Consider the following 26,878-nt stretch of genomic DNA (forward strand, 5'->3'; position numbering starts at 1 on the left):
GAAAGTTGAAGATATTATTTTAGCTTGATCAGGTCAAGGAAAAGGCTAAAGCTATCGATAGAAGAGTGGCTGTGCTCGAAGCTGTCGAAGGTGAGCGGCTTTACGATGTAGCCGGATACATTCAGGCGCTGGGCTGCCATGCGGTCTGTCTCTTCGTTAGAAGTAGTCATGATAAACACCGGAATATGGCTGAACTCCGGCTCGCGGCGCAGCTCTTCCAAAAACTCCAAACCATTCATTTTTGGCATGTTTATATCCAGAAGTATAACGCTTGGTGCCGGAGATATTTTAGGAACACCCTCGCCGCGGAGCATGTTCAGGGCTTCGCGCCCGTTTCGAGCTTCAAAGATGGGATGCGTAATACCAATCTTCTTCAGTTCACGCTCCACATTCATGGTATCCAGATAGTCGTCTTCAACTAATAGGATGTTTACTTCTTTTTGGCTCATTATATCTGGGTACTACTAGTCTTAGAAAACAAAATTACTAAAAAAATTATTGATCCCCACGGGGCTCTTTAGGCCAGGTAAAGGTAAAGGTTGAGCCTTTGCCTGGTTCGGAGGCAACCCAAATGGAGCCTCCCTGCCACTCCACGATTTTCTTGACTATTGTCAAACCCACGCCAGTGCTCTCCATGGCATCCCGCTCTTGCAGTGTCTGAAAGATGACAAAGATGCGCTCATGATAGGCCGGGTCAATGCCTGGGCCATCGTCTGAGACTGAAAAAACATGAAAGTTCTCGGTCTCGTGGTGCCGAACAGCAATAAGGCCTGTCTCCTTATCATGGTATTTAATCGCATTACTAATCAGGTTGCTGAAAACCTGCTGCAGCTGTATACGCACAGTATGTAGTGTTGGTAAGTGGGCCTGCGTATCGATTTTAAAGTTTTTGGGCACCGATAGCATATCCACAACTTCCACAAGCAGCTGGTTCACATCCACTTCCTCCTCAGCCTGACTGGTGCGCCCGATGCGTGCCAGCGCCAGGATGCCATTAATCAGGTTTTCCATGCGGTGCACGCGCACGCGCATCATCATCAGGTACTCCTGCACATGAGCGGGTAACTGCCCACCCATGTCTTCTTCCACCCACCTCGAGGCCACTTCAATACCACGCAAGGGCGCTTTCAGGTCATGCGATACTACGTAGGCAAACTGATCAAGCTCCCGGTTTTTAGCGTCCAGCTCGGTAAACGTCTCATCGATGGTGGTAGACATACGGTTAAGCGAGTGCGAGAGTTGGCTTAATTCATCATTGCTAGTGTCAATTATCCGGGTTTTATAATCACCCCTGGATACCTGGTCGGCCAGCGTCACCATTTTAATGATGCGGTTCGAGATGAGGCGCGTAATGTAATAGGCCCAGCTCAGGCCCAACAAAACCGAAAGTATGGTAAGTATGGTAGATAGCTGGCGGGTGTTGTTTATACTTTTGTTGAGGCGCTCCCGGCGCTCCTCACGCACTTTATACTCGTAGGCGTTAAATTCCTTAAAAGCCGTCCGGATAGAGTCGATGATGATCTTTTCCCCCATAATCAGTTCGTCCAGCCTCGTTTCGAAAGCATCGCTCGTGGTGTTGGTAACATCCTCCCGCTTTAGCTGAATTAGTGGCTCTGCATAGTTGTGCATAAAACGTTGTTGCAGGGCAACAATATCGTTTATGTTGCGGGTTTGGTCGGGGGAGGAGGAAACGAACGTTTTAGTTTCTTGGATCAGGCCCGGCAGTTGGTCCTTCGCCTGCAAGTATGGCAGCAGGAAAGTTTCGTTGCCGTTGAGCAGGTAACCGCGCAAACCTGTCTCCATATCAATGATGTTACGCTGCAAAGCGGCCGAGTTACGCACCACGATCTGGGAACGCGATACCCATTGCGTATTCTCGACCACAGCCTCTGAAAGGCGGAAGTTTACAATAGCCACAGCCGTAAATAGTACCGAAATCAGGACGAAACCGGCAAAGAGTTTTACAGAAAGTTTCATGGGGCGAATGTCTGGCTAAAAAATGGAGTAGGTGCGGTGGCAGGTGCTAGAGCAAACTACGCGCCAGTGAGCTTAAAAAAGGTACTCCGGAAAGTATGAGCAGAGGCTTTGCGATGCTGCAAAGTATAAAATTGGGTAAGCATATACGTTCTTTGGCTATTTGGTTTGGGTTTACGCAAGTATAGTGTTTTTGTTATACATTAAACACATTGGCGCGTAGCAGCTACACAGGGAAATTATTTCAGAAGCGGTTTAAAATTACTTATTTTTGCTTTTATACTTAGAAGACAAAGACCTACATGGAACTAAAGAAAATAGCTTTAAACGATGTGCACGAAGCTCTGGGTGCTAAAATGGTACCTTTTGCCGGTTATAACATGCCTGTGCGCTACTCATCAGATATCGAAGAGCATAAAACAGTACGCGAGGCTGTGGGTATTTTTGATGTATCGCACATGGGCGAGTTTATGTTGCGCGGGCCAAAAGCGCTTGACCTGATCCAGCGTGTAACTTCTAACGATGCCTCTAAGCTAGCAGACGGCAAAGTGCAGTACTCTTGCCTGCCGAACGAGAACGGCGGCATTGTGGATGACCTGCTGGTGTACCGCATGGACGAAGAAGAATACATGCTGGTTGTTAACGCTTCCAACATCGATAAAGACTGGAACTGGATCAGCAAGTATAACACCGAAGGCGTGGAGATGGAGAACATCTCTGATGAAATGTCGCTGTTTGCCGTGCAGGGCCCCAAGACTGCGGAGGCGTTGCAATCGCTTACTAAAATCGACCTGCCGAACATGGTATATTATACCTTTGATAAAGGCGAGTTTGCCGGCGTGCAGGACGTTATCGTGTCGGCTACAGGCTACACAGGCTCTGGCGGCTTTGAGATTTACGTGAAGAACGAGGATGCCAAGAAGGTGTTCGATGCGATTATGGAGGCCGGCCAGCCGTTCGGTATTAAACCAATTGGCCTGGGCGCCCGCGATACGCTGCGCCTGGAAATGGGCTTCTGCCTCTACGGAAACGATATCAACGACACTACTTCCCCGATTGAGGCTGGCCTGGGCTGGATAACAAAGTTCGACAAAGACTTTACAAACGCCGCAAACCTGAAAGCGCAAAAGGAGCAGGGCGTGAGCCGCAAGCTGGTAGGCTTCGAGATGTTGGAGAAAGCCATTCCGCGGGCGCATTACGAGATCGTGAACGCCGAGGGAGAGAAGATCGGTGAGGTTACATCCGGCACCATGTCGCCATCTATGGGCAAGGGCATCGGAATGGGCTACGTAGCCAAAGACTATAGCAAAGCCGGCTCCGAGATCTATATACGCATCCGAAACAAAGACCTAAAAGCCGAGGTGGTAAAGCTGCCGATCTATAAAAAGTAATATTGCTTGTTGATTGCTGGTTGTTGCTTGTTGTTCGCATAACAGGGCAATGATGATAACTGGCAATCAACAATTTAACAATCAACTACCAGTTATGCCAAGTATAGATGTGTGCTTCAGCCCGGAGCTGCTGCACTTATATGACCTGAAGGGGAAAGCCGTGGTGGCTGTGGATATTCTGCGGGCTACCTCAACCATGGTTACCGCTTTTGCGGAAGGCGCTGCCACCATTTACCCGGTCATGGACCTGGAAGAGTGCCGCAATTTTGCCGTTAACGGCTGCCTGACTGCCGCGGAGCGTAACGGTATTAAAGCTGAAGGCTTCGATTTGGGCAACTCGCCTTTTGGCTACATGGATGGGAAGGTTAAAGGCCGCGAAATTGCCATAACAACCACTAACGGCACGCGGGCCATCCGTATGTCTGAGGCGGCCTCTGAAATTGTAGTGGGCGCTTTCCTGAACCTGCAGGCCGTGGCAGACCATCTTGAAAGCCTGGGCCTGGACGTGCTTATTGTTTGCGCCGGCTGGAAAGGGCAGTTTAACTTGGAGGATACGCTTTTCGCCGGAGCTCTGGTAGAACGTCTGCAAGGTAAGTTCTCATCTGAAAACGACAGCACCCTGGCAGCTTTATACTTATACCAAACTGCCAAAGCCGATCTGCTCAATTTCCTGCGGCAATCCTCGCACGTGCGCCGCTTGGAGCACCTCGAAATCCATAAAGACATTGAGTTCTGCCTCCGCCACGACGCCTACACCACCTTGCCTGTTTGGCGTAAGGATAGGTTGGTAGACCTGAAGAGTTAGAAGGTTAGAAAGTTGGGAAGTTAGAAAGTTGGGAAGTTAGAAAGTTGTTTTAATTATGACTTTATAACCTTCTACCTTCCCAACTTTCTAACTTACTTCAGTTTCTCATTCTGCTTATGCCTTTCGCTGTCGCGGGAGGTTTTTTTATCGAGGTTTTTGCGGAGGGCTTCGGTGAGGTCGATGCCGGTTTGGTTGGCAAGGCAGATCAGCACGAAAAGCACGTCTGCCAGCTCGTCGCTGAGTTGCTTGCCTTCATCGCTTTTCTTAAACGACTGCTCCCCATACTGCCTGGAGATGATGCGGGCCACTTCACCGACTTCCTCAGTAAGTATAGCCATATTGGTTAACTCGCTAAAATAGCGAACCCCGTTTTCGTTGATCCACTTGTCTACGATGGCTTGTGCTTCGGCTATAGTCATGGCTAGAATAGGTCTTTCTGTTTCGTATCCATTACAATCGTAACCGGGCCATCGTTGAGCAGCGATACTTTCATGTCGGCACCAAATTCTCCGGTTTGCACGGCTTTGCCCAGTGCCTGCTCCAACAGTTTCACAAAACGCTCATACAAAGGAATAGAAACAGCAGGAGGGGCGGCGTTGATGTATGAAGGGCGGTTGCCTTTTTTAGTGCTAGCGTATAGCGTGAACTGGCTGATGACCAAGGCATCGCCATCCACATCTTTTATACTTAGGTTCATTTTGTCATCGGCATCGGAGAAGATGCGCAGGCCAGCCACTTTGCCTGCCATCCACTTAAGGTCATCATCCGTGTCATCGGCGGTAAAACCTGCCAGCAGCAGCAGGCCCAGCCCAATCTGCCCTTTTATACTTCCATCAATTGTTACGGATGCCTCTGTTACCCGCTGAATCACGATACGCATAATGTGCTATACTTTTGGTTCGGGGCAAAGGTAGGGTAAGATTTGTAAAAGTGCAGGCGCCAACAATCCAGAATGCTAAACTACCAGCATGTATACTTTGGCTTACTCCGCACGAGGGTAATAAGTACCTTAACAGTTACGAAGCGTTAATCCACGTAGCCATCATACTTAATGCGGTGTACCTTGCCTTTTTGCAGGTAAAAGTGCAGCGTGGTGGGCGCACCCTCTCGGTTAGAGGCTACAATTTCGTTCGGGGCCTGCGTAATTTTAACATCGCGGGCATGCGTTTTCAGTCGTGTTACAAGCTCAGCCTGGCTCATGCCCACACGCAGGTTGTGGCGCAGCGTAATGTCTGGGGTAAGTATATCGGCGGTTTGGAGCAGTAGATCACCGGTTTGGCTCGGGGCATAAAGCTCCATCATAGAACTCCCGAAGCGGATAGTATAGATCGTGTCGCTGATAGTTGGCGAGTGTAGGTTTTCAATCGGGTCGGCGTCCAGCGTAAAGTCTGCGTTGATCCTGTCGAAGTATGCGCTTAGGGTATTGCTTTGCTGGTAGCTGGCAAAAAAAGGATTGCTGAGCAGGCTAACTGTAGCGCGCTCCAGGGAGCGCACCGCCGATAAAGTATCGGGCTGGGCACTGCTGCGGCGCTGTTGCATCCTGTCGGCTTCCTCATCGGCAGAGCTGTCCGTGGAGCAGGCCGAGGCAATGGTATGAACAAGCAACAGCAGCACGAGCAACCGTAATGTAAGGCTATACTTCTGGCGTATACTGTTGCTTAGGCGGTAAAACATGGTAAACGGTATATATAAAAAAAGTGCAGAATCAAATTATACTTACATACGAGGGTTAACCGCCCAAAAGTTATAACATAAACAACCGACAATGGTTTGTTTTGGCCCGGGATATAGTATAATTTGGCAGCAAAGATGGTAAAAAATGGAAACACAGCAAATAGCGCTCATCACATATAAAAGTGCCGGCAGTTACAGCAGCTTCTCTGAAGAGGAAAACAGCAAATTATTCGATTTGTTGAAAGAAAAAGGGTTAAATATTTCGCTCGAAATCTGGGACGACCCTACCGTAGACTGGGCAAAGTATGACTTGGTGCTGCTTAAATCTCCCTGGGATTACTTCGATAAAATCGATGCCTTTTATGCCTGGCTTAACCACCTAGAAAAGTTGCAGGTGCGCGTCCTGAATCCAATAAACACAGTGCGCTGGAACACCAATAAAAAGTACCTGATCGAAATGCAGGAGCAGGGCGTGAAGGTAGTGCCTACGGTGTGGCTGGCGCAAAACTCGCTGCTTAATGTGGAAGAAGTTTTTGCCACGCTACAATCAGATAGAATAATTATAAAGCCAGCCGTGAGCGGTGGCGCGAAAAACACTTTTGCCTTAACTCGCCGCGAGGCCGAATCCGAAGCCGCAAGTATAAACAGACTGCTACAGCACGAGAGTTTCCTGGCGCAGCCGTTCGTACCCGAGGTTCAAGAAAAAGGCGAGTGGTCGTTCTTATTCTTTAACGGCGAGCATAGCCACACAGTACTAAAAACCGCCAAGCCCGGCGACTTCAGGGTGCAGCACTTTTTTGGCGGCACGGTGCATACCCCGGAACCACCTGCAGCCCTGCTGGAGGCCGCCCACAACATAGTTGACAAGTATGCAGAAAACTGCTTGTACGCCCGTGTAGATGGCGTGGAGCAAAACGGCGAACTGGTATTGATGGAGCTGGAGCTGATTGAGCCGTTCCTGTTTATGGCAACCAGCGAGGGCGCTTTTGAACGCTACTACGAGGCCCTGTCGGAGCAACTACAGCAACCAGCCGAAAGTATGAGTTAAGCCTCCTGCTGGCCATGGAACACCAACACAGGCACCTGCGCCTCTAAAACCAGTTTCTTGCTAAGGCTATTATGGAAAAGGCTTGCCAGTAGCGAACGTTGCTGGCTGTTTACGGCTACAAGGTCTGCCTGCTGCTGGGCCATAAATTTCTGAAGGGTATCTGCCACGTCATCGCCTGGGAGCAGGGCAAACTTTAAGGTATAGCCAGGCAGTTCTTTCCCGAGCTTATCCTCCAGCACAGCCAGTTTCTGAGTGTCCTTCTCGGCATCGGTAGCTGAGCCAATGTGCGCGCAAAGTATACTTGGCCGGAAAGCCTGCAAAAGTTGCTGCAACTGCCGGATGGCCTGGGCGTCTGTTTTCTGGAAATCGGTGGCGAAAAGTATGCGCTGCAGGTTACGGCCTTGGTAAGCTTCCGGCACGGTGAGCAGCGGAACTTTGGCATCCTCTACCATCTTGGTGGTGATGGTCCCGAAAAACGAGCGTGCGACATTGTCCTCTCCCTTGGTGCCCATCAACAGCAGGTCCGGTTTAAAGCGGGCGATCTCCTCCGGGATCACGTCTTCGGGCATGCCGTTTATGAAGGCGCGTTTCAGGTGCACGTGCTGGCCGTGGGTTCTGGCGCTAGCCTGCACCTTTTCGAAGAGCTCGTTCAGCTTGTCATGTTCCTCGGTTTGGTTGCGGTGCAGTACACGGTCTGTAATCTCCTCGGAGCCGGGGCTTAAGGGGCTGCGGCCTGTGTCGGAAAAAGGGTCATCGAGCTCGGGTTGAAGCAGGTAATCGCTGAAGCAGTGCAGGAGCAGTATCTCGGTTTCTGGGGTGGCAGCTGCCATTCGCAGGGCGTAATCACAGGCGTTGGCGGAGCTTTCGGTCAGGTCTACGGGTATCAGTATTCTAAACATGTTGTCGTGTCTGGGGTTGCATGTAGTATACGTGCTGTGGTAAAAAAGGAGTTATGCCTCGGCACTGCAAGGCTAGGCGCTTGTTTAAGTATGAGGGGGCGCTCCATGAAGTTCAAAAAATTACATTAGTTTTGTAGCTCGAAAACGCTTGCCATGCCAAAACGCATCGTATTCTTCTTCATCGGCTTTGTTATACTTGCCTCGCTGGCCTTCTATGGTTTTAACCGCTGGAAGGACTCCAGGGAGAAGGTAGACCTATGGGCGTTAGTACCCGAGGATGCCGCGCTGGTGCTGGAGACAAATAACCACCAGGCTTTAATGGAGCACCTGCGCGAAACTGAGCTTTGGCAGAGCTTCTCGCTGCTATCCTTTGCGCAGCGCTTCGAGGAAGACATGGCCTACCTCGACAGCATCTCGCCGGGTAATGAGCGCCTGACCCGTTTCCTGGACGAGAAAGAGATACTTACCTCCCTGCACGTGGCTGGTAAAACCGAGGTGGCTTTTGTGTTTTACGTGCCCGTGGCCTCAGTAGGCGAACACCGTTTTCTGCGCACACTCACAGAAAATATTAATAAAAGCGATGTTTTTGAGGAGGAATCCAGGGAGTACCAGGGCGTGCTGCTTACCGATATCACCAACAAACGCAATGGCAGAAGCTTTACTTACTTTACTTACCATAATAATATTATCCTAAGTCATTCGCCGGTTCTGGTGGAAGAAATTGTGCGGCGTATCGGCAGAGGCAAACCTACATCTATCATTGCCGGTTTTAAGAGCACCAATTACCTCAACCAGCCCGAAGTATACGCTAATGTTTTTGTAAACTACCGCGTGCTTCCTGACTTGCTCGGCCTTTTCCTGAAAGAAGACGTGATGCCGCAGGTGCGCTACCTCGCTACCGTTTGCCAGAACGCCATGCTGGAGCTAAAGCTGGAGCGCGATAAGATATTCATTAATGGCTTCTCCACGCCGGAGCCTCTTAAAAATACCTTGCACAGCAAACTGGTACCTAAAAAGCCGCAGCCCTTAGGTGTTAAAGCCTATTTGCCTAACCGCACGGCCATACTTTTGCACTTTGGAGCGCAGCAGCTCGCTCAGCTTCGGCAACCTCAGCCAGAAAATAAATCGGCTTATGCCACCACCGTAGACAGCCTGGCCCAAACCTTTAGCCAGGAAGTGGCACTTGCATACCTCGAGTCTAACAGCGTGAGCCAGCGGCCCGATAAGATTACCCTTGCCCATACTTCCAGCCCGGCCCAAACGCAACGCTTACTCAGTATACTAAGCCAGCAAATAGCCACGGCCAAGCAGCAAAAACCTTTCTCGGAAAAGTATGGAAGCTATACTATCCAGCTGCTGAACGTACCGGAGCTGCCGCAGCAGTTGTTCGGTAAAGTGTTTAAAGGCTTCGAGCAGAGCTATGTGGTGCAGGTAGATGACTATTTGTTGATCTCGGAAGAGATGGCTCCGTTGCGTCATTTATTGGATGATATCTCCGATGAAAACGTATGGAGCAAATCTGCCGCACAAAAGACTTTTTTAGAGGAAACACTGCAGGAAGCCAATTTTAGTTTATACTTTAACACCGTTAACGCCTGGTATATGCTTAACCGCTATACTACTGATGAGGAGCGCGAGAACCTGCTGCAGAATGCCTCTCTCATCAAGCGCTACTCGCAGGTGAGCCTGCAGTTCTCGGTGGTGGAAAACCGGTATTACACCAGTCTGGTCATCCGCAGGCCAGACCAAAGCAAAACCGCCGGGCAGAACATTTTTGAGGGCGAGAGTAACCTTACCTTTGATCACCGCCTGGATACACGGCCATTTGCGGTGCAGAACGCCGTAGATCGCAGCCGCGAAGTGGTTGTGCAAGACTCTGCAAACATACTCATCAACATTACGGCGGCAGGCAAACGCGGCTGGGTTGATACCGTGGGCACCGCCTTGCGCAGCGATGTGAAACAGGTAGAGTATGGCCCGGACAAAAAGCTGGCCTACCTGTTTGCCACAGCCAATCGTATCCATGCCATCAACAACCAGGGGCAGTCGCTGGAGAATTTTCCGTTTAACGTGCCCGATTCGCTGAGCCTGCAGCACCTGGCCGTGTTTGATTATGAGAAAGACGGGGATTACCGCCTGTTGGTAGATGATAACATGGGCAACCTGTATATGTACAACATGCAGGGCGCCGCCGTGCAGGGCTGGCAGCCGCGCCGCATGGATTACCGCCTGGCCGCCGAACCGCAGCACCTGCGCGTGGGTGGCCGCGACGTGATCCTGGTGCTGCTGGAGAATGGCTACGTATATGCCCTGAACCGCAACGGCGACACCTATCCGGGCTTCCCGATCAACCTGAAATCTCCGCTTACCTCCGGGGCAATGGCCAAAGTGGGCGCAGACCTGAAACGCACCCAGGTAACCGCCGTAACGCGCTATGGCAACGTGATTACCTTTAACCTGCAGGGCAAAGTATTAAACCAGGAACAACTGATGCGCCCAAGCAAACGCGCGTTGTTTGAGCTGGTGCCGGAAGGCAGCAATGGCCGCTCGTTTATTATTGTGCGCCAGGAGCAGGGCAAAGTCGCTGTTTTTGACCAGGACTTGAAGGAGGTGTTTGAGAAGCGCTACGTTACCTCGGCGTCTAAGATCGTGCAGTCCTTCCACTTCGGGGGCGATGCCAAAGTATACACCATCACCGAAACCGGCCCGCAGAAAACATACCTCTACGATGCCTCGGGCAACCTGATAGGCAACCGAACCTTCGAGAACCGGCACCCCGTGACTATATACTACAACGAAACCGCCAACAACTACACCTTATACCGCGTGTTCAAAAACCAGCTGAAGAAGATCAACTTCCGGATAGGGGAGTAGTGGATTGACCGGGCTAACGACTGGGCTTGCAGCTCAATGGTTACCGTAATTGGTCGTTCCATACTGTTGTCTTTATGCAACCCAACTACTTATAGTTCGAGCTTTATGCCATCCCCCATTCCTGTATTCATAAACCTGAATCTCCCCACCACCGCAGTAGCTTCCGCAGAAGTTGCCAAACTGCACATAAGCTATAGTGTAGTCTTCATTGAAAATCGGCTTTAAGATATAGCTGTACCCATCTTCACAGACAGGCTCAATCATTACCCAAGAGGATTTGCCAAAGGGCTTTTTCTTCTCAAACTCTAGGAAGTGCTGCTGGGTCAGGATGGATTTATCAGGAACTAAATCTGGAGTTAATTTAAACTGTTTGTAGAGCTTCATTTGCTCATTAAGATGAATATTATCCTTGATGCTTAACTTTTCAGTAACGTCTCTGGCTACGTTAGAATTAGCCAACACATACATCGGTATTACTTTCTCAACGATACAGTTTGTGTTGAAGTAATCCTTTTCTTCCTTTGCTAAGATTAGCCTAATTAGCTCTTTGGACTTAGAAGTATCATATTGATTTACTACTTCCATAGCTGCCGTATCATTAATAGCCGCCGTATCACTATTCTGCTTACAGCCGAATAGAAAGTACAAGAGTAATATAAACAAATTGGGTTTCAGGACTCTCAAATTACGTTAAATATATATAACAGCCAGCCCTTAAAAACTCCGGAACCAGCCTTTCTTGTAAAAGAAGTATAGCTGCAAAAGTATAAGTATGGCCATAAAGCCCAGTAGAATAGGGTAGGCAAACGGCTGGTAAAGCTCTGGCATGTTATAGCGCAGCGTGTGGCCCGTGTCGGGGTCCTGGTGCGAGAAGTTCATGCCATATAAGCCCACAATAAAGCTTAATGGAATAAAAATACTGGAAATGATGGTGAGCACTTTCATGATCTCGTTCATGCGGTTGCTTACCGTAGACATGTACAGCTCCACTAGGCTTGAGGTCATTTCCTTGTGGTTATCCACCAGGTCTATCAGTTGCACGGCATGGTCGTAGGCGTCGCGGAAGTATACTTTCAGGCTGTCAGGTATCGTTTCGTCGTCCATGCGCAGGAGTTCGTTCATCAGGTCGCGCTCCGGCCAGGTAATGCGGCGCAGCTTTACCAGTTCGCTCTTCAGGTCCAGGATCTGACTGAGGGTAGCTTTGGATGGCTCGCGCAGCACTTGCGTTTCCAGGTCCTCGATATGAATGCCGATATCAGCCATCACCGGAAAGTAGTAATCCAGCACCACATCGAGCATGGCGTAGGCCATGTACATGGTTGGGCGCTGCCGGATAACACCTTTGCCAACACGGATGCGCTCGCGCAGAGGGTCCAGGCAATCGCCGTAGTCGCTTTGTAGGCTGAGCACATAATTGGGGCCGGTGAAAAGCGATAGCTGCACATCATCCAGCGTTTTAAACTCCGGCGACCAGCGCAGCATGCGCGTGATGATGAACAAACGGTTCTGGTCAAAATCCTCTACCTTGGGCCGCTGGTAATCATTGATCACGTCCTCCATCTGCAGCGCATGTATGCCAAAATCTTGCATTACCTGCTCCAGCACAGCCTGGTCGGCGTAGCCCCGAATATCGATCCAATGGCGGGCGTCTGGCACCGACCTAACCTTATGCAGCAACTCTTGGTAAGTATGCGTTTCCACTTCCTCAAACATGTGCTCGTTAAAAGACATCAGGAAAAAGCGGGGTGCAAAAGCCTCGGCGGGAATAGCCAGCGTGCCGGGCTTGGTGCCGGCCTTGCGCTCCAGGATTTTGTTGCGTTTGGGCATGTGCTTGCGTTTAGACATAGGGGCAAAGTTAGCAGGTTTAACGGATTGGCAGCTAAGGTGCGGGCTCACCAAGTATGGACACGTTAACGCCTTCCATTTCCTCGAGTTTATGGGTTATTTCCTCCTGCAGTTGGCGGCGCACCTCCAGCGTGAGGCGGCAATCTAGGGCAAACTGCTGGTCGCGCACGGGCAGGTCGTAGTCTTTCACCAGGCTCATCACGTCGTTCATCTGCGGGTAGGCGTAGTGGGCCTGCAGCAGCACGGTCTCGTGTTTCTCCACAATGGCAGCGCTGGCCAAAGCCTCCGCCGCCGACACTTTGTAAGCGTTGATCAGGCCGCTCACGCCCAATTTAGTGCCCCCGAAGTAACGCACCACAACCACCAGCACGTTGCTCAGCCCAGCAGAGCGGATCTGCCCAAGTATGGGATCGCCGGCGGAGTGGTTGGGCTCGCCGTCATCGTTGGCGCGGTAGCGGCTTTGGTCGGCGCCCAGTATGTAGGCATAGCAATGGTGGCGGGCATCGTAGTATTTTTTGCGCAGCTCGGCCAGCACCTCTTTCACTTCTTCCTCGGAGTAAATCGGGTAAGCCAGGGCTATAAACTTGCTTCCTTTCTCCTTGTACAGCCCTTCGGCGGGTTCTTCTATAGTTCTGTAGGTATCCTCCATCATCTAAAACAGGTTGGCGATAATTTCCTGATACGAGATAAGTGCCAGCGCCAGCACAGCCAGCACCAAGCCAAGTATGTTGAGGGCGGTTAGTTTCTCCTTAAAGAAAACCACCGCGCCGGCGGCCCCGGCCAGGATGATGCCGATGTTGTTGATCGGGTAAAAGAAGGCGCCGTCGTTATTGAAGTGGCCAAGCGCAAGTATCAGGAAAAAGATTGAAAGAAAATTAGGGACGCCCAGCACCACGCCCGCCGGAATGCTGCGCCGCCTGAACACGCTTTTTTGCCAGATGCTTTGGTAAAGTATGATCAGGAGGCCAACCACCGCCGAGGTGGCAAACGTGAGCATGGTAAACTGGCTAGCCTCGTGTGGCTGCAGGTGGTACTGGTTGGTGTAGTTGATGAGCGAGTCGGCAACGCCGCTGTTCAGAAAGATAACGAAGGGCAGCACCACCGCCAGCAGCGGCGAAACCTTGGCCCCGCCCTCGCCGGCCTCCTGCTGCCTTGGCCGCAACGACGACAGCACAATGGCCACCAGCGCCGCCGCCATGCCCAGGTAGTTCAGCCAGGTATACTCCTTAACAGTGGTTTGCAGCACCAGCAAGCTAAACAGCACCGGAATAACCAATGATATTTTGGCCGCCACCGATGCCACCGTAACGCCTACTTTCTGTGCCGTGAGGGCGATCAGGTAAAAAGTAACGATAAATATGATGCCCAACGCCATGGCAAAGTAAGCCCAGGTGCGGGTAAAGATCTGGGGCTGCAGCACATCGGTGCCCCCCGGAAAGCAAAGGCCCACCAGGATGCACACCACGTAATTAACGGCAATGGCCTGCATGGTATGCACGTTAAAGCGCTCGTATAGCTTAAAAATGTAAATAAGCGAGGTGGTGCAAAGGATGCTCAGGAGTAAGTATAGCATGAAATACGTATGATTGCCGCAAAAAACTGCAAGATAGCCAAAGCCTGCAAAGGGTAAAAATTATACCTGTCTCTGGGAAATGAATTACCTTTGCAGCAGTACCAACGCACAACACCTTGCCAGCAACACCTTACTTGCTTTCTTTTGACTGTGTGGGCAGCCCCAGCATCGGGTTTATCACTAGCACGCAGCATGCGGCGCATATTCCCTTTGAGATAAAGCGCGTGTTCTGGACGCAGGCCACACCGCCGGGTGTGGAGCGGGGGCACCATGCCAACCTGGCCACCGAGGAAGTGCTGGTTGCCCTGAACGGAAGCATACATGTGCGCACCGACACAGGCCACGAGCAGCAGGAATTTATACTTTCCAGCCCGCAGCAAGGGCTTTACATACCGGCCATGTGCTGGACGGAGCTGCGCTTTTCGGAAGGGGCCACGGCGCTTTGCCTCACCTCCACAGATTTCAGCGAGGAAGATTACCTCCGGGATTATGCATACTTCCTGAAACTCGCCACGCATTCATCGTTATAGATTTTCCTAGTGATGCAGCCGATTCCATACGTTCAGTTCAGAGATTTTCCGGCAGGGCTGGAGGCGGAGGTGCAGCAAGCGGTGCTGGAGGCCGTGGCAGCAAAGCAGTATGTGCTGGGCCCGCAGGTAAGGGCCTTTGAGCAGGAGTTTGCCCGCTTTAATGGTACTTCGGCAGCCATAGGCGTAGGCAACGGCTACGATGCGTTGGTAATTGCCCTGAAAGCGATGGGCGTGGGGCCCGGCGACGAGGTGATACTTCCTGTAAACACCTTTATCGCAACGGTAAACGCGGTGCTGCAAGCAGGGGCAAAGCCTGTGCTGGCCGAGCCTGACCCTTATACCTTTAACCTGCATGCCGAAAGCGCTTCACGGCTTATCAACCCAAAAACAAAAGTTATACTTCCGGTGCACCTGTATGGGCAAACCTGCCCGATGGATGAGTTGGTTACTTTGGCCCAAGCGCAACGTATAAAACTGCTGGAAGACGCGGCGCAGGCGCACGGGGTAACTTACAAAGGCCAGCCGGCAGGCAGTCTCGGCGATGCCGCGGCCTTCAGCTTTTACCCTACCAAAAACCTGGGCGCTCTAGGCGATGCCGGTGCTTTGGTAACCTCAAACCCTGAGCTAGCAGCCTTTGCCCAAAAGTATAGGAACTATGGCGAGGCGCAAAAGTATACATCCGAGCAGGTGGGCATTAACTCGCGCTTAGACGAGTTGCAGGCGGCTGTGCTGCGCGTAAAGCTCCGTTACCTGCACCGGCTAAATGCTGAGCGGCAGCGGCTGGCAGAAGTATACCTGCAGGAATTAAAAGGAATTGGCGATCTTATACTTCCGGTTACCGCACCGGGCTGCAGCCATGTATACCACATCTTCAACATCCGGACAAAGTATAGAAACAAGCTGCAAGCCTGGCTAAGCGAGCAGCACATCCAGACAAGCATACATTATCCGGTGCCGGTGCATTTGCAGCCTGCCTACGCTTTTCTGGGGTATGCGCCAGGGGCTTTTCCGGTGGCCGAGGAGCTTGCCGCTACCAGCCTGAGCCTGCCGCTTTTCCCGGGCCTCACCGATGCGGAGCAGGCACGTGTCATTGCGTGCATAAAGCAGTTTTTTCAGCGTAACTAGGTAATGCATCAAAACGCAGCCAGGTACAGAATATCTACTGAAAAAGCTTATTTTGCAGCCCAAGACTCTTAAGCCGCTTATGCTGCAACGCCTCAAATCCTCTTTCTGGTCGTTTTTATCGGTGCTGGTGCGGGCAGTGGTGAGCCTGGTCATAAACAAGCTGTTCGCGGTTTTCTACGGCCCGAACGGCATCACGCTTTATTCGCATTTCCAGAACCTCATTTCCATCGTTACCACAGTGCCCGATGGCGGCGTAAACGTAGGCGCTATTAAGTTTCTGGCGCCGGCAGGGCTGCGCTCCGCTACCTATAAACGCTATTTCTGGGCGAGCTTTTTACTGAACCTGCTTTGCATTGGCCTGGCGCTGCTGCTGATCTTCAGCTTTCCGGGGTATTTTCTGGATGTGTTTCTGGATACCGATGCACAGTTTTGGCGCTGGGGTTTATACTTTGCCGCTGGTGTTTGCCTGCTTACGCTCAATGTTTTCCTTTTATCGGTGCTGCTCTCGCAACGCGCCCTGAAGTGGCACATGCTTAGTACGGCAGCCGGGGCTTTAGCCGGGGTGCTGGCTTTGTACGTTACGCGGGGCGTATGGCCCTTAGAGCAGGTGCTGCTTTTGGTGCTGGGCGCGCAGGCATCGGTATTTATACTTACGCTGGCCATACTTGGCTGGCAGCGCCTACTTCCTTCGGTTGGCAGGCTCCGCATCCCGCGCAGTGTGTACCGTGGCCTGGGTAAGTATATTTTGATGGCGATAAGCGCAGTGGTATGCCTGAAACTGACCAATTTCTACATTCGGGATTATGTTATCGCGCAGTTCAACCTATACCAAACGGGGCTGTGGCAGGCGGTGGTTAAAGTATCGGAGAGCTACAGCGCCGTTTATACCTCGTTGGTGGGCATGCTGGTGTACCCCCGCATGGCTGCGCTGGCCAACCAGCACGAGGCGCTGCGCAAGTATACCCGTGCCACGTTTTTGCTGGTGTTGCCGGCGCTGGCAGTGGGCCTGCTGCTTGTGTATCTGCTTCGCGATTGGGTGCTGCTGCTGCTCTTTAACCAGGATTTTGTGCAGGCCGGTTACCTTTTCGACTACCAACTGCTGGGTGATTTTTTGCGGATGTGGAGCATCATACTTACCAACCTGATGGTGATCCGGACGCAGGTGCGGCTATACATTGCCTGGCAGGTGGGCTCCGCTTTGCTGTATATCATACTTGTATACCTTTTGTTGGAGCCGCTGGGCCTGGAGGGTGTAACCATGGCCCACGCGCTGCGCTATGCCGCCACGCTGCTTTTTGCGGTGCTGTACTACAATAAGTTTATTCGCCCATGAGCCAGCTGCCCTTAGTATCTGTTATCTGCCTTTGTTATAACCATGCGCGTTTCCTGCGCCCGGCCCTGGACTCAGTGCTGGCCCAGACCTACCCAAACCTGGAGGTTATTATTGTAGATGACTGCAGCACGGATAACAGTGTAAGTATAATTAAGGAGTATCTGCAGGCTTACCCGCAGCTCCGGTTCATCAGCACCGGGAAAAACGTTGGAAACACCACGGCTTTTAACATGGGCTGGCGCGCTAGCCACGGCCAGTTTATACTTGATTTTGCCACCGACGATGTGCTGCTGCCAGAGCGCATCAGCCAGCAGGTGCAGCAGTTTCAGCAGCTTGGCCCAGAGTATGGCGTGGTCTATTCTGATGCTGAATACATTTCAGATAGCTCTGAGCACCTGTACCTGCATAGCCAAAAGTATAAACCTGCCGCAAACGGCGATGTGTTTGCCGAGGTGCTGCGCCGGTATTTTATCTGCCCGCCTACCATGCTGGCCCGCCGCGAGGTGTTCGAGGACCTGGGCGGCTACGACGAAACGCTGGCTTATGAGGACTTTGACTTTTGGGTGCGGTCGGCACGGAAGTATAAGTATGCCTACCTTCCCACGGTAACCACGCAGCGGCGCCTGCACCAGCGCTCCCTCTCCACTGGCTGGTACCGGCCCGGAAATAAATTGCTGGCATCAACATTGCACGTATGTAGGAAAGCAGCCCAACTGCTTCGAACGGAGGAAGAGCGCCAGGCGCTTGCCCAGCGTTTAAAGTATGAGGCGCGGCACGCTTACTTTTCCGGCAACTTTACTGAAGCCGGAGAATTGCTGAGCCTCCTTGAAAATGTGGCCGGAAAGCAGCCGGTTTTATACTATCTTATTAGCACCCTAAACAAGCATAAAGTTGACCTCGGTTTCCTGCGCAGGCTTTATCAGCGCTGGCGCCATGGCCGTTAATTGCACCACTTTTCAACGCTTGGTCAGTTTTAAGTAACTTGCCTGCAAACAATAGGTGCAGAATCCGTAAACATTAAATGCTAGCCTAAAACCATGCGTATTAGGCTTTTTTAAAACCAAAATGTTAAACACCAGACAACATTATTGGTATTAATAAGTATATTTGGCACTCAAACAAACAACACTAACATGATTACAGCAGCACTAGCCTCACGTGGAGAAGTTATAAAATGGATGGAAGACTTCGTGGCAGAAAAAATGTCCGAGTTTCTTAAATCAGTAGAAGATAGCTGGCAGCCTGCAGACCTTTTACCAGACGCTACGCTGGATAGTTTCTTTGATGAAATCAAGGACTTGAGAGAGCGTGCCCGTGACCTGAGCTATGACCTGATGGCTGTGCTTGTTGGTGATACGATTACGGAAGAGGCGCTGCCTACTTACGAAAGCTGGTTGATGACCATTGATGGCTTGCCGCAGGACCCGAATGGCCCTTGGATGAAGTGGAACCGCGCCTGGACGGCTGAGGAAAACCGCCACGGCGATGCCCTTAACCGTTATTTGTACCTGTCTGGCCGTATCAATATGCGTGAAATGGAGGCTTCCACGCAGTATTTGATCGCCGATGGTTTTGACCTGCAGACTGATAGTGATCCGTATCGTTCGTTTGTTTATACTTCTTTCCAGGAAACAGCAACCAATATTTCGCACCGCCGCGTGGCACAAATCGCTAAAAAACAAGGCGATAACCAGTTGGCTAAACTTTGTGGACACGTAGCCGCCGATGAGGCGCGCCACGCCAAAGCCTATAAAGCCTTTGTAGGCAAAATTTTTGAGGCGGACCCGAACGAAATGATGCTTGCCTTTGAGGACATGATGCGCAAGAAAATTGTGATGCCGGCCCACTACATGCGTGAGCTTGGCGTAGACCTTGGCAAAACATTTGGGCACTTTACCGATGCTGCCCAGCGAATTGGCGTTTATACTTCCGCAGACTATACCGACATTCTTGATGGTTTAATAGCAGAATGGAAAATTGAGACGCTAACTGGCTTAAATGAAGCCGGCGAACGTGCCCGCGATTATGTAATGGCCCTGCCAGCACGTTTGAAGCGCGTAGCTGACCGTATGAAAGCGCCATCGTTAGAATATAAATTCCGTTGGATTGCTTAAGGCAGCGCAAAGGATTTTACCATAGCACGAAGGGCAGGTTGCAATAGCAGCCTGCCCTTCGTGTTTTTACTATGTTTGCCATCTCCGGTTAGGTTGCATATCGCTATTATAAAAGCCGCAAATGGGCACCATATCACTTTTCTGCTTTTCCTCGTTTAAAATTAAGGCTTTTCCAGCATTTTATACTTGGTGCCACAGCCGCCAAACAAACCTGAACAATGCCCCGGTTATACTTGTTAAACCAGGTAATCTCTTTTAATTATGATAGGATACCGATTTTCTGACTATATACCTCCCCAGGACGATAAACCCGGCTTCGAGTCGCTGCTGAATATATTTATGCAGTTAGTGACCATCACCTCCGGCGACGTGGGAGAAGCGCTGAACTGGCTTAGCTCCCTGGACAAGCAGTACAACCTGACCGGCGATGCGTACGGCATCGGCGATTTTATCGAGGACCTGAAAAAGAAAGGCTACCTCGACGAGAACCCGCAGGAGAAAGGTAGTCTTCAGCTCACGGCCAAAAGCGAGCAAAGTATACGCAAGAGCGCGCTGGAGGAGATTTTCGGGAAGCTGAAGAAGGGCGGCAAAGGAGGACACACCACACCGCACACCGGCACTGGCGACGAAGCCAGCACCGACCGCCGCGAGTACCGCTTCGGCGACACGCTGGAGCAGATCTCCATGACCGAATCGCTGCGAAATGCCCAGATAAACCACGGCATCGGCGACCTGCGCCTGACCGAGCAAGACCTGGAAGTAACCGAAACCGAGCACAAAACGCAGGCCTCCACGGTGTTGATGATCGACATTTCGCACTCCATGATCCTGTATGGAGAAGACCGCATTACGCCGGCCAAGAAAGTGGCCATGGCGCTGGCCGAGCTCATCAAGCAGAAATACCCGAAAGACACGCTGGATATTATTGTGTTTGGTAACGATGCCTGGCAGATCGAGGTAAAAGATTTGCCCTACCTGGAGGTTGGCCCATACCATACAAACACCGTTGCCGGCCTAGAGCTGGCCATGGATATCCTGCGCAAGCGCAAAACCCCAAACAAGCAGATCTTCATGATCACCGACGGCAAACCAACTTGCCTGAAGGAAGGGCTGCGCTACTACAAAAACAGCTTCGGCCTGGACCGCAAGGTAGTTAACAAGACCCTGAACCTGGCTGCGCAATGCCGCCGCGTAAAAATTCCCATCACCACGTTTATGATCGCTTCAGACCCATACTTGCAGCAGTTCGTGGATGAGTTTACGCAGGTGAATAACGGGCAGGCATACTATAGCTCGCTTAAAGGTTTGGGCCACTTGGTGTTCCGGGATTATAAGCAAAACCGTAAGAAAAACTTTTAGAAGTAGAGCGTTTAAGAGTTTGCGGGTTAATGATTTAAAGAGTTAGAGAGGTAAAACTGTTTTGGTTCTTTTTTCAAAAATACTATCGCTACTCGTAAACCTGAAATGCAACAATTTAGCCATCCAACAATTCAGCAATATACTTACTGATAACCGTAAAGAATGAACTACACAGACATATCAGCCGATAAGTTACAACAGATAAAAACCCTAGGCCAGCTAAAAGCTGCTGGCTACGAACCGGAAACCGTGAAACAGGAGCTGCGCCGCAACCTGATCAAAAAGCTACAGAACAAGGAGGAGGTTTTTCCGGGCATTTGGGGCTACGAGGAGACCGTGATTCCAGATATGCAGCGCGCCATACTTTCGCAGCACCACGTAAACCTGCTTGGCTTGCGCGGACAGGCCAAAACCCGCATCGCCCGCCAGATGATTGATTTGCTGGACGAATATATTCCGGTGGTGCAGGGTTCTGAGCTGAACGATGACCCGCTGCAGCCGCTTTCGCGCTATGCCAAAGACATGGTGCACGAGCATGGCGACGATACGCCTATCACCTGGCTGCACCGCTCCGACAGGTATACCGAAAAACTAGCCACGCCCGATGTCTCGGTTGCTGATCTGATTGGCGATGCCGACCCGATAAAAGCCGCCACACTTAAGCTGCCATACTCTGATGAACGTGTAATCCATTTCGGATTGATTCCGCGTTCGCACCGGGGTATTTTCGTGATCAATGAGCTGCCTGACTTGCAGGCGCGCATACAAGTGGCGCTTTTCAATATTCTGCAGGAGGGCGACATTCAGATTCGCGGATTTAAGGTGCGCATGCCCTTAGATATCCAGTTCGTGTTCACGGCCAACCCTGAGGACTATACCAACCGTGGCTCTATTGTAACGCCGCTCAAAGACCGTATCGATTCCCAGATCATCACGCACTACCCGAAAGACATTGCCACCGGTAAGAAAATCACCAGCCAGGAAGCGCGCGTAAAAGCCGGCCAAAGCGAGCTGGTGCAAACCAACGACATTATCGGTGACCTGATTGAGCAGGTTGCCTTTGAGGCCCGCGAAAGCGAGTATGTGGATGCAAAAAGCGGTGTATCGGCACGCCTCACGATCTCTGCCTTTGAGAACCTGATGAGCGCCGCTGAGCGCCGCGCTTTGCTAAACGGAGAGCCTAAAACCTACGTGCGCGTATCGGATTTTCTGAATACCATTCCGTCGGTTACAGGCAAGGTAGAGCTGGTGTATGAAGGCGAGCAGGAGGGAGCCAGCCACGTAGCGCAGGTGCTGATGGGCAAAGCGATCCGTACGCAGTTCCTGCATTACTTCCCCGACCCGGACAAGGCCAAAAAAGCCAAAGAAGGCAACCCCTACAAGAAAATCACCGACTGGTTCGGCGACGGTAACACGATAGACATACTAAGCGATGCCGCTGCGGAAGCGTATAAAAAGGCCCTGCAAAGTATACCTGGCCTGGCCGAACTGGTAGAAAAGCATCAGCCTAACGCCAAAGGCGAGGAAAAGCTGTTTATGATGGAGTTTGCCCTGCACGGCCTCGCCGAACACAGCCAGCTCAGCAAAAATCGCCTCAGCACCGGTCTCCAATTCAAAGACCTGCTAAGCGGTATGTTCACTATGCCAAGCTTTGGCGAGGAAGGTGAAGATGATGATCAGTTTTAAATATACATAAGCTTACAAAGTATAAAGGCAGGAGCGTAGAGCTTCTGCCTTTATACTTCTATACTTCCTCCAGAAGTTTTGTAGCGATACTTTTCTACTCTTCCTAAAGCGAGAGGTTTGGCCTTTTACGGCTGGCACGGCTGTACCAATAGCCGGCGTTCCGCGTGTCACCCTCCTAGCGGTGCAGATAAGTGTGTATCCAGGCTGTGTTCTGGTCAAGCAGGTCTTGGATTGACGCATGCGCTTTGTCCTAATTACCCTTCGCCTCGTGTTACAGCGCCTGCAGGTATAAGTTGGCCTCCGGGGAAGGTATGCTTGGTGAGAGGCTTGTTTTGAAAGCGATGAGGTTCATGAAGAATTAAAAGTGAAAGTTTAAACTTATAGTATGTAAAGGAAGAAGCTTCGCTTTTAGAAACTTTGTAGTGGACGTATCTAATTGGTTGTCATTATTGACGTAGCTGATTTTCTCCTGATTATAGCCTATCCGAAAATGATTTTCTAAAGCCAGAGAGATATTTTTATGTACGAAGTATTGTGCACCAATGAAAGGTGATAATCCTAACTCAAGGTTATGTTGCCTCGGCAAGAAATTGATGGCATCTGTACTCTGGTGTTCAGACCTATATAGCCAGTAGTTTGTATAAAGGTCGGCACCATAATTAATTCTAAAGTTGTCGTAATCCAATTGCCATTCTTTACCCACGCTTACAAACAGTTCTAAATGCGTTTTAGACATAGGGTAAATATGAGTTGGTGGACCGGGTGCGTTAATGTGCTCAGTATAATCAGCTCCTAACCTTAAGCGATATGCGGTATTGCTTAAGTTCTTATGGATTTTAAGAAGAACTGTAGGTGTTAGATTATCATTAATAAGCCACATTACATCAGCACTTAGCTCAATCTTGTAGTCTTGCCGTGCGGTTGGAGGCTCATGTCGTAAAGTGTCCTGAGCTTTAGCTATAAATGACACTGATAAAAAAAGGGTTAATAGGAATGTTTTCATAAAGTTTAGATAATAAGTTATAGTAGTTTTTTTTTAAAATTATAGTTACCAACTCCTCCTCTATAGTTTCCTGCAGCCTCCAAGCCAGCATAATCCCTAGCACTACCAGCGCGCGTACGATAGTAAGGATCAGCTCGCTTTCTCCCGCGAGCTTCCAGCTTGTGGGTTTGTATGGGGTAAGCTTTCAGCTTGCGTTTATACTTAGCGTAAAGCTTTCAAAATTTCCACAACTTAACCGCTCGCAGCAGTTTTACCATAGATCCAAAAACGATAAAGGCGCATTTTCTGCGCTTTTATTGCTCTTGGGCTAATCTGGCATTTTAACTAACAGATGATGAAGTATATCCTCGCTTGGTTTGTAAGCAAGTATCGGAAAACGGATGGATGTGTCTGGTTGCACGATGGGCATGGTAGGCTTAAGCTGCAGCTCTGGCGTTGCGGTTTCATCAGCGTTTTCGCGTAGGTTTAGAAATCCACTGGCCTTACTATTTTTTATCCTTTCTAACACCGACGAAGAGTCCTTACCGAGGTATGCTAAGTTTAGCGGCTTTTTGTCGATTTTGGGAAGTGGCTCTGTGATTTGTGCATAAGCGCAAGTTATGCCTATGGCAAAAAGCGCTGTGAGTATCAGTCGTTTCATAGCTTTTGTTGCTTGGTATGGTTAGGTCGATGCGATGTAGGTTAAAACGCAATTCCGAAGTATAAATTACATACTTGCTGCTACTTTTCAAAATAGCCAAGCATAACCTGTAAGTATAAATTTTAGTATCCCAAGCCTATGGAACACTACGTGTCAATCTGGCCGGTACTGTTGCTGGCACTCATACATTTTTACGGAACAAGGCTGCGTTTTTTAGCCGGCGTGCCGCGCAGTGTGTGGCTTTCGGGCGCTGGCGGCGTATCGGTGGCTTACGTTTTTCTGCACCTTTTCCCGGAGCTAAATGAGGGGCAGGAGCACGTGGAACAGGCTTTCGTGGGCGAAGGGTTTCTGCGCCACCATGTGTACATCATGGCACTGATCGGGCTAAGTGTGTTTTATGGCTTGGAACGCAAGATTGTAATAGCCAAGAAGGAGGAGCAGGAGAAAAAAGGAGAGGCTAAACCGCCGGCCGGGTTATTCTGGGTACACATCGGCTCGTTCGGGATATACAACGCCCTGATCGGATATATTTTGTTTACCCGCGAGGAAGGGCCGCTCACGCAGCTGATGCTTTTTTCCATAGCCATGGCACTGCACTTCATCTTGAACGATTTTGGCTTGCAGGAGCATCACCAGGAGCGCTACCGCAAGTATGGCCGTTGGCTATTAGTGCTGGCGCTGGTAGCAGGCTGGAGCACGGGTTATGTGGTTGAGTTATCGCACACGCTGGTGGTGCTGGTGCTCTCGTTTGTGGGTGGGGGTGTGATACTCAACGTGCTGAAGGAGGAGCTTCCCGAGGAGCGCAAAAGCCGCTACTGGGCCTTTGCGCTGGGGGCGTTTCTGTATGCTATGCTGTTGCTGTCTCTTTAGGCGGGTGCAACTGGCCTTCGGTGCGCGCTACCATCATCGATACTGTCGCATCGCCGGTTACGTTTACCGTGGTGCGGAGCATGTCCAGGATGCGGTCCGGAGCAAGTATAAGGGCGATACCTTCCACGGGGATACCGGCTTGCTGCAGCACGATAACTAGCATTACTGTGCCTGCACCCGGCACGGCAGCCGCGCCAATAGATGCCAAGGTTGCCGTCATTACAATTCCAAGTTGTGCCATAATATCCAGGTCAATGCCATAGGCCTGCGCAATAAACACAGCAGCCACAGCTTGGTAAAGGCTTGTTCCGTCCATGTTAATGGTGGCGCCCAGTGGCAGCACAAAGCTCGTGATCTCTTTGTTGATGCCCAGGTTTTGCTCGCAGCGCTCCATCGTCACCGGCAGTGTGGCCGCGCTGGACGATGTAGAGAAAGCGAGCATCTGCGCCGGGAAAATCCCTTTAAAGAACGTTTTATACTTCGTCTTCCCGATAGTTGTCACCAGGATAGGGTAGATCACGAAAATCATCAGGGATAAACCAGCGATCACCACCAGGCAATAATAACCAAGCACCAGCAACAGTTCTACCGCAGAACCCGGATCATCGCCGGCGAACTCCACTACCAGGCCTGCTAGCAGCGCAAACACGCCGTAAGGGGCAGTTTTCATGATCAGGTCCACAATTTTAAGTATGACCAGATTAACCCCTTCAAAAAAGTCGTTGACGGGGGCAGCCTTGTCCGGCGGGATCATGATCAGGGCAATGCCAAAGAGCAGTGCGAAAAAGATTACCTGTAGCATGGCACCGTTGTTGGTCAGCGATCCGAAGATATTGCTTGGCACAATGTCTACGAGGGGTTGCAGCGGACCTTGGCCTTCTACGGCTGCCGCATCCGTGGATTTTTGGGTAGTGGTAGAGGCGAACTGCTCTTTAAACTCCTCACGCTTTTCTGGCGAGAAGGCTTTGCCTGGCTCGAATACATTTACCAGCACCAAACCCATCACGACCGCCACCACGGTGGTGAGCAGGTAAATGCCGATGGTTTTAGAGCCGATGCGCGAAAGCCGGCTAACATCGCTCAGGCTGGAAACACCTGTTATAAGCGATACCAGCACCAGCGGTACCGCAATAAGCTTTAATAAATTAATAAAAATGGTGCCGAACGGCTTGACCCAGTCTAGGGTAAGATCAACCAGGCCAAGGGAGCTGGCAAGCATTCCCCAAAGCACGCCCAGAGTCATGCCGATCAGGATTTGCCAGTGTAGTGCAAGTTTCTTCATACGCAGTAGTAGCAGGCGGACCAAAGCAGAAGCCTTGCCGCATCTCTTACAGTATAATTTAGGTGATACATGGTAACCTGGCACCTTTTAAAGCCGGGGCGAGCAGTACAGAATTCCCCTTTAAGGCACCGAACGGTTGTTAGGTAAAAATACGCATAATTATGCAGGAAGCATGGCGTATGTTGCAAAGTTTCTGTTTATCAGCCGTAAAATCCTATAACTTAGTTACTGCATGCGCCTGCAAATGCATAGCTAAGCACTTGCAGATCAGGAAGTATATTTTAGCCGCTTAGCAAAGGTGTAGATAGGTGCAAAAAAATAGCCGGCCCTGCACTACAGGAACCGGCTATACTTATTTTTCAGGCAGGTTTATACTACGCCTCGTTAACCACAATCTTTTCGATGCGGTCGTTTGCTTTAATCTGGTCGATCACGTCCAAGCCTTCTACTACTTTACCGAAAACAGTATGGTTGCGGTCCAGGTGAGAGGTGTTGTTGCGGCTGTGGCAAACAAAGAACTGTGAGCCACCTGTGTTGCGGCCTGCATGCGCCATGCTCAGCACGCCACGGTCATGGTACTGGTTGTCGCCGGTAAGCTCGCAATCGATTTTGTAGCCTGGTCCGCCTGTTCCTGGCACACCTTTCGCGCCCTCGCGGGTGTTAGGGCAGCCACCCTGAATCACGAAATCAGGAATAACGCGGTGAAACGTAAGGCCATCGTAGAAGCCTTCGTTAGCCAGTTTTATGAAGTTATTTACTGTGTTCGGCGCGTCTTTCTCGAAAAACTCAACTTTCATTACGCCCTTGGCAGTATGGATTTCTGCAGTTCTCATGTATGTTTCTGTTTAAACTT

At 50.7% G+C, this 26,878-nt stretch carries 26 protein-coding genes; 12 read left to right on the top strand and 14 right to left on the bottom strand.

From position 1 onward, the window contains the following. Positions 1-14 precede the first annotated feature (14 nt). Positions 15-449 (bottom strand): response regulator, encoded by a 435-nt coding sequence (locus D1627_RS14440; protein WP_119432945.1) that lies wholly within the window; start codon positions 447-449, stop codon positions 15-17. Between the two features lie 46 nt (positions 450-495). Next, on the bottom strand, positions 496-1,977 hold the full coding sequence (locus tag D1627_RS14445; RefSeq protein ID WP_119432946.1) for a sensor histidine kinase: 1,482 nt from the start codon (positions 1,975-1,977) through the stop codon (positions 496-498). 299 nt (positions 1,978-2,276) lie between these two features. Here D1627_RS14445 and gcvT point away from each other — a divergent pair, with 299 nt between their 5' ends. Together gcvT and D1627_RS14455 are read left to right on the top strand one after the other, a co-directional pair. After that, positions 2,277-3,365, top strand: coding sequence for a glycine cleavage system aminomethyltransferase GcvT (gcvT, locus tag D1627_RS14450; RefSeq protein ID WP_119432947.1), 1,089 nt, complete (start codon positions 2,277-2,279; stop codon positions 3,363-3,365). Between the two features lie 94 nt (positions 3,366-3,459). Then, complete coding sequence (locus D1627_RS14455) at positions 3,460-4,170, top strand: 2-phosphosulfolactate phosphatase (protein WP_119432948.1); 711 nt, start codon at positions 3,460-3,462, stop codon at positions 4,168-4,170. A 92-nt stretch (positions 4,171-4,262) separates the two neighbouring features. Here D1627_RS14455 and D1627_RS14460 read toward each other — a convergent pair whose 3' ends face one another. From D1627_RS14460 to D1627_RS14470, 3 genes are all read right to left on the bottom strand, one after another. Then, complete coding sequence (locus D1627_RS14460; RefSeq protein ID WP_119432949.1) at positions 4,263-4,589, bottom strand: nucleotide pyrophosphohydrolase; 327 nt, start codon at positions 4,587-4,589, stop codon at positions 4,263-4,265. Positions 4,590-4,591: 2 nt separating this feature from the next. Further along, positions 4,592-5,050 (bottom strand): D-aminoacyl-tRNA deacylase, encoded by a 459-nt coding sequence (dtd, locus tag D1627_RS14465; protein WP_119432950.1) that lies wholly within the window; start codon positions 5,048-5,050, stop codon positions 4,592-4,594. A 146-nt stretch (positions 5,051-5,196) separates the two neighbouring features. Further along, positions 5,197-5,844 (bottom strand): hypothetical protein, encoded by a 648-nt coding sequence (locus D1627_RS14470; protein ID WP_119432951.1) that lies wholly within the window; start codon positions 5,842-5,844, stop codon positions 5,197-5,199. A gap of 145 nt (positions 5,845-5,989) precedes the next feature. Between D1627_RS14470 and D1627_RS14475 the strand changes: the two genes are divergently transcribed. Continuing rightward, on the top strand, positions 5,990-6,892 hold the full coding sequence (locus D1627_RS14475) for an ATP-grasp domain-containing protein (protein ID WP_119432952.1): 903 nt from the start codon (positions 5,990-5,992) through the stop codon (positions 6,890-6,892). On the opposite strand, the gene D1627_RS14480 is transcribed toward D1627_RS14475, so the two are convergent. Continuing rightward, positions 6,889-7,791, bottom strand: a complete 903-nt coding sequence (locus tag D1627_RS14480) for a universal stress protein (RefSeq protein ID WP_119432953.1) — start codon at positions 7,789-7,791, stop codon at positions 6,889-6,891. The genes D1627_RS14475 and D1627_RS14480 overlap by 4 nt on opposite strands. A 153-nt stretch (positions 7,792-7,944) precedes the next feature. Here D1627_RS14480 and D1627_RS14485 point away from each other — a divergent pair, with 153 nt between their 5' ends. Beyond that, on the top strand, positions 7,945-10,665 hold the full coding sequence (locus tag D1627_RS14485; RefSeq protein ID WP_119432954.1) for a hypothetical protein: 2,721 nt from the start codon (positions 7,945-7,947) through the stop codon (positions 10,663-10,665). Positions 10,666-10,737: 72 nt separating this feature from the next. Here the strand turns inward: D1627_RS14485 and D1627_RS14490 are convergent, their stop codons facing one another. The 4 genes from D1627_RS14490 to D1627_RS14505 all read right to left on the bottom strand — a co-directional run bounded on the left by D1627_RS14490 (position 10,738) and on the right by D1627_RS14505 (position 14,083). Further along, positions 10,738-11,250: a hypothetical protein gene (locus tag D1627_RS14490; protein WP_147383318.1), complete on the bottom strand. Its 513-nt coding sequence runs from the start codon at positions 11,248-11,250 to the stop codon at positions 10,738-10,740. 129 nt (positions 11,251-11,379) lie between these two features. Then, complete coding sequence (gene corA / locus D1627_RS14495) at positions 11,380-12,510, bottom strand: magnesium/cobalt transporter CorA (RefSeq protein ID WP_119432956.1); 1,131 nt, start codon at positions 12,508-12,510, stop codon at positions 11,380-11,382. 34 nt (positions 12,511-12,544) lie between these two features. After that, positions 12,545-13,159, bottom strand: a complete 615-nt coding sequence (locus tag D1627_RS14500; RefSeq protein ID WP_119432957.1) for an IMPACT family protein — start codon at positions 13,157-13,159, stop codon at positions 12,545-12,547. Positions 13,160-13,162: 3 nt separating this feature from the next. Next, positions 13,163-14,083, bottom strand: coding sequence for a hypothetical protein (locus tag D1627_RS14505; RefSeq protein ID WP_119432958.1), 921 nt, complete (start codon positions 14,081-14,083; stop codon positions 13,163-13,165). Between the two features lie 116 nt (positions 14,084-14,199). Here D1627_RS14505 and D1627_RS14510 point away from each other — a divergent pair, with 116 nt between their 5' ends. The 7 genes from D1627_RS14510 (at position 14,200) to D1627_RS14540 (ending at position 22,230) form a co-directional block, all read left to right on the top strand. Next, positions 14,200-14,613 carry a sugar 3,4-ketoisomerase gene (locus D1627_RS14510; protein WP_119432959.1) on the top strand — a complete coding sequence of 138 codons (414 nt, stop codon included), beginning with the start codon at positions 14,200-14,202 and terminating at the stop codon, positions 14,611-14,613. A gap of 12 nt (positions 14,614-14,625) precedes the next feature. Continuing rightward, positions 14,626-15,738, top strand: coding sequence for a DegT/DnrJ/EryC1/StrS family aminotransferase (locus D1627_RS14515; protein ID WP_119432960.1), 1,113 nt, complete (start codon positions 14,626-14,628; stop codon positions 15,736-15,738). A 79-nt stretch (positions 15,739-15,817) separates the two neighbouring features. Further along, positions 15,818-17,071, top strand: coding sequence for an MATE family efflux transporter (locus D1627_RS14520; protein WP_119432961.1), 1,254 nt, complete (start codon positions 15,818-15,820; stop codon positions 17,069-17,071). After that, positions 17,068-18,015 carry a glycosyltransferase gene (locus D1627_RS14525; protein WP_119432962.1) on the top strand — a complete coding sequence of 316 codons (948 nt, stop codon included), beginning with the start codon at positions 17,068-17,070 and terminating at the stop codon, positions 18,013-18,015. Before D1627_RS14520 ends, D1627_RS14525 begins: the two co-directional genes overlap by 4 nt. A 189-nt stretch (positions 18,016-18,204) precedes the next feature. Beyond that, on the top strand, positions 18,205-19,185 hold the full coding sequence (locus D1627_RS14530; protein ID WP_119433051.1) for an acyl-ACP desaturase: 981 nt from the start codon (positions 18,205-18,207) through the stop codon (positions 19,183-19,185). A 261-nt stretch (positions 19,186-19,446) separates the two neighbouring features. Continuing rightward, positions 19,447-20,544: a vWA domain-containing protein gene (locus D1627_RS14535; protein WP_119432963.1), complete on the top strand. Its 1,098-nt coding sequence runs from the start codon at positions 19,447-19,449 to the stop codon at positions 20,542-20,544. A 162-nt stretch (positions 20,545-20,706) separates the two neighbouring features. Next, entirely contained in the window at positions 20,707-22,230 is a 1,524-nt protein-coding gene (locus D1627_RS14540; protein ID WP_119432964.1) for a sigma 54-interacting transcriptional regulator, read from the top strand. A gap of 358 nt (positions 22,231-22,588) precedes the next feature. Here D1627_RS14540 and D1627_RS14550 read toward each other — a convergent pair whose 3' ends face one another. Together D1627_RS14550 and D1627_RS14555 are read right to left on the bottom strand one after the other, a co-directional pair. After that, positions 22,589-23,233: a hypothetical protein gene (locus D1627_RS14550; RefSeq protein WP_147383320.1), complete on the bottom strand. Its 645-nt coding sequence runs from the start codon at positions 23,231-23,233 to the stop codon at positions 22,589-22,591. A gap of 307 nt (positions 23,234-23,540) precedes the next feature. Further along, positions 23,541-23,873, bottom strand: a complete 333-nt coding sequence (locus D1627_RS14555; RefSeq protein WP_119432966.1) for a hypothetical protein — start codon at positions 23,871-23,873, stop codon at positions 23,541-23,543. A gap of 138 nt (positions 23,874-24,011) precedes the next feature. On the opposite strand from D1627_RS14555, the gene D1627_RS14560 reads away from it, so the two are divergent. Next, on the top strand, positions 24,012-24,743 hold the full coding sequence (locus D1627_RS14560) for a hypothetical protein (RefSeq protein WP_119432967.1): 732 nt from the start codon (positions 24,012-24,014) through the stop codon (positions 24,741-24,743). Here the strand turns inward: D1627_RS14560 and D1627_RS14565 are convergent. Together D1627_RS14565 and D1627_RS14570 are read right to left on the bottom strand one after the other, a co-directional pair. Further along, the gene (locus D1627_RS14565; RefSeq protein WP_119433052.1) at positions 24,721-26,025 is read right to left on the bottom strand and encodes a dicarboxylate/amino acid:cation symporter; all 1,305 of its coding nucleotides are present in this window, start codon (positions 26,023-26,025) and stop codon (positions 24,721-24,723) included. The two genes, D1627_RS14560 and D1627_RS14565, sit on opposite strands and share 23 nt — an antisense overlap. Before the next feature lie 374 nt (positions 26,026-26,399). Next, positions 26,400-26,858, bottom strand: a complete 459-nt coding sequence (locus tag D1627_RS14570) for a peptidylprolyl isomerase (RefSeq protein WP_119432968.1) — start codon at positions 26,856-26,858, stop codon at positions 26,400-26,402. Between the last annotated feature and the right edge of the window lie 20 nt (positions 26,859-26,878).

Source organism: Pontibacter oryzae (assembly GCF_003576375.1).
In the GTDB taxonomy this organism is placed as follows: Bacteria; Bacteroidota; Bacteroidia; order Cytophagales; family Hymenobacteraceae; genus Pontibacter; species Pontibacter oryzae.

Bases quoted from the DNA above. Each gene is read 5' to 3' on its own strand.
- D1627_RS14440 (WP_119432945.1), bottom strand. From the start codon at position 449: ATGAGCCAAAAAGAAGTAAACATCCTATTAGTTGAAGACGACTATCTG.
- D1627_RS14445 (WP_119432946.1), bottom strand. From the start codon at position 1,977: ATGAAACTTTCTGTAAAACTCTTTGCCGGTTTCGTCCTGATTTCGGTA.
- gcvT (WP_119432947.1), top strand. From the start codon at position 2,277: ATGGAACTAAAGAAAATAGCTTTAAACGATGTGCACGAAGCTCTGGGT.
- D1627_RS14455 (WP_119432948.1), top strand. From the start codon at position 3,460: ATGCCAAGTATAGATGTGTGCTTCAGCCCGGAGCTGCTGCACTTATAT.
- D1627_RS14460 (WP_119432949.1), bottom strand. From the start codon at position 4,589: ATGACTATAGCCGAAGCACAAGCCATCGTAGACAAGTGGATCAACGAA.
- dtd (WP_119432950.1), bottom strand. From the start codon at position 5,050: ATGCGTATCGTGATTCAGCGGGTAACAGAGGCATCCGTAACAATTGAT.
- D1627_RS14470 (WP_119432951.1), bottom strand. From the start codon at position 5,844: ATGTTTTACCGCCTAAGCAACAGTATACGCCAGAAGTATAGCCTTACA.
- D1627_RS14475 (WP_119432952.1), top strand. From the start codon at position 5,990: ATGGAAACACAGCAAATAGCGCTCATCACATATAAAAGTGCCGGCAGT.
- D1627_RS14480 (WP_119432953.1), bottom strand. From the start codon at position 7,791: ATGTTTAGAATACTGATACCCGTAGACCTGACCGAAAGCTCCGCCAAC.
- D1627_RS14485 (WP_119432954.1), top strand. From the start codon at position 7,945: ATGCCAAAACGCATCGTATTCTTCTTCATCGGCTTTGTTATACTTGCC.
- D1627_RS14490 (WP_147383318.1), bottom strand. From the start codon at position 11,250: ATGGAAGTAGTAAATCAATATGATACTTCTAAGTCCAAAGAGCTAATT.
- corA (WP_119432956.1), bottom strand. From the start codon at position 12,510: ATGTCTAAACGCAAGCACATGCCCAAACGCAACAAAATCCTGGAGCGC.
- D1627_RS14500 (WP_119432957.1), bottom strand. From the start codon at position 13,159: ATGGAGGATACCTACAGAACTATAGAAGAACCCGCCGAAGGGCTGTAC.
- D1627_RS14505 (WP_119432958.1), bottom strand. From the start codon at position 14,083: ATGCTATACTTACTCCTGAGCATCCTTTGCACCACCTCGCTTATTTAC.
- D1627_RS14515 (WP_119432960.1), top strand. From the start codon at position 14,626: ATGCAGCCGATTCCATACGTTCAGTTCAGAGATTTTCCGGCAGGGCTG.
- D1627_RS14520 (WP_119432961.1), top strand. From the start codon at position 15,818: ATGCTGCAACGCCTCAAATCCTCTTTCTGGTCGTTTTTATCGGTGCTG.
- D1627_RS14525 (WP_119432962.1), top strand. From the start codon at position 17,068: ATGAGCCAGCTGCCCTTAGTATCTGTTATCTGCCTTTGTTATAACCAT.
- D1627_RS14530 (WP_119433051.1), top strand. From the start codon at position 18,205: ATGATTACAGCAGCACTAGCCTCACGTGGAGAAGTTATAAAATGGATG.
- D1627_RS14535 (WP_119432963.1), top strand. From the start codon at position 19,447: ATGATAGGATACCGATTTTCTGACTATATACCTCCCCAGGACGATAAA.
- D1627_RS14540 (WP_119432964.1), top strand. From the start codon at position 20,707: ATGAACTACACAGACATATCAGCCGATAAGTTACAACAGATAAAAACC.
- D1627_RS14550 (WP_147383320.1), bottom strand. From the start codon at position 23,233: ATGAAAACATTCCTATTAACCCTTTTTTTATCAGTGTCATTTATAGCT.
- D1627_RS14555 (WP_119432966.1), bottom strand. From the start codon at position 23,873: ATGAAACGACTGATACTCACAGCGCTTTTTGCCATAGGCATAACTTGC.
- D1627_RS14560 (WP_119432967.1), top strand. From the start codon at position 24,012: ATGGAACACTACGTGTCAATCTGGCCGGTACTGTTGCTGGCACTCATA.
- D1627_RS14565 (WP_119433052.1), bottom strand. From the start codon at position 26,025: ATGAAGAAACTTGCACTACACTGGCAAATCCTGATCGGCATGACTCTG.
- D1627_RS14570 (WP_119432968.1), bottom strand. From the start codon at position 26,858: ATGAGAACTGCAGAAATCCATACTGCCAAGGGCGTAATGAAAGTTGAG.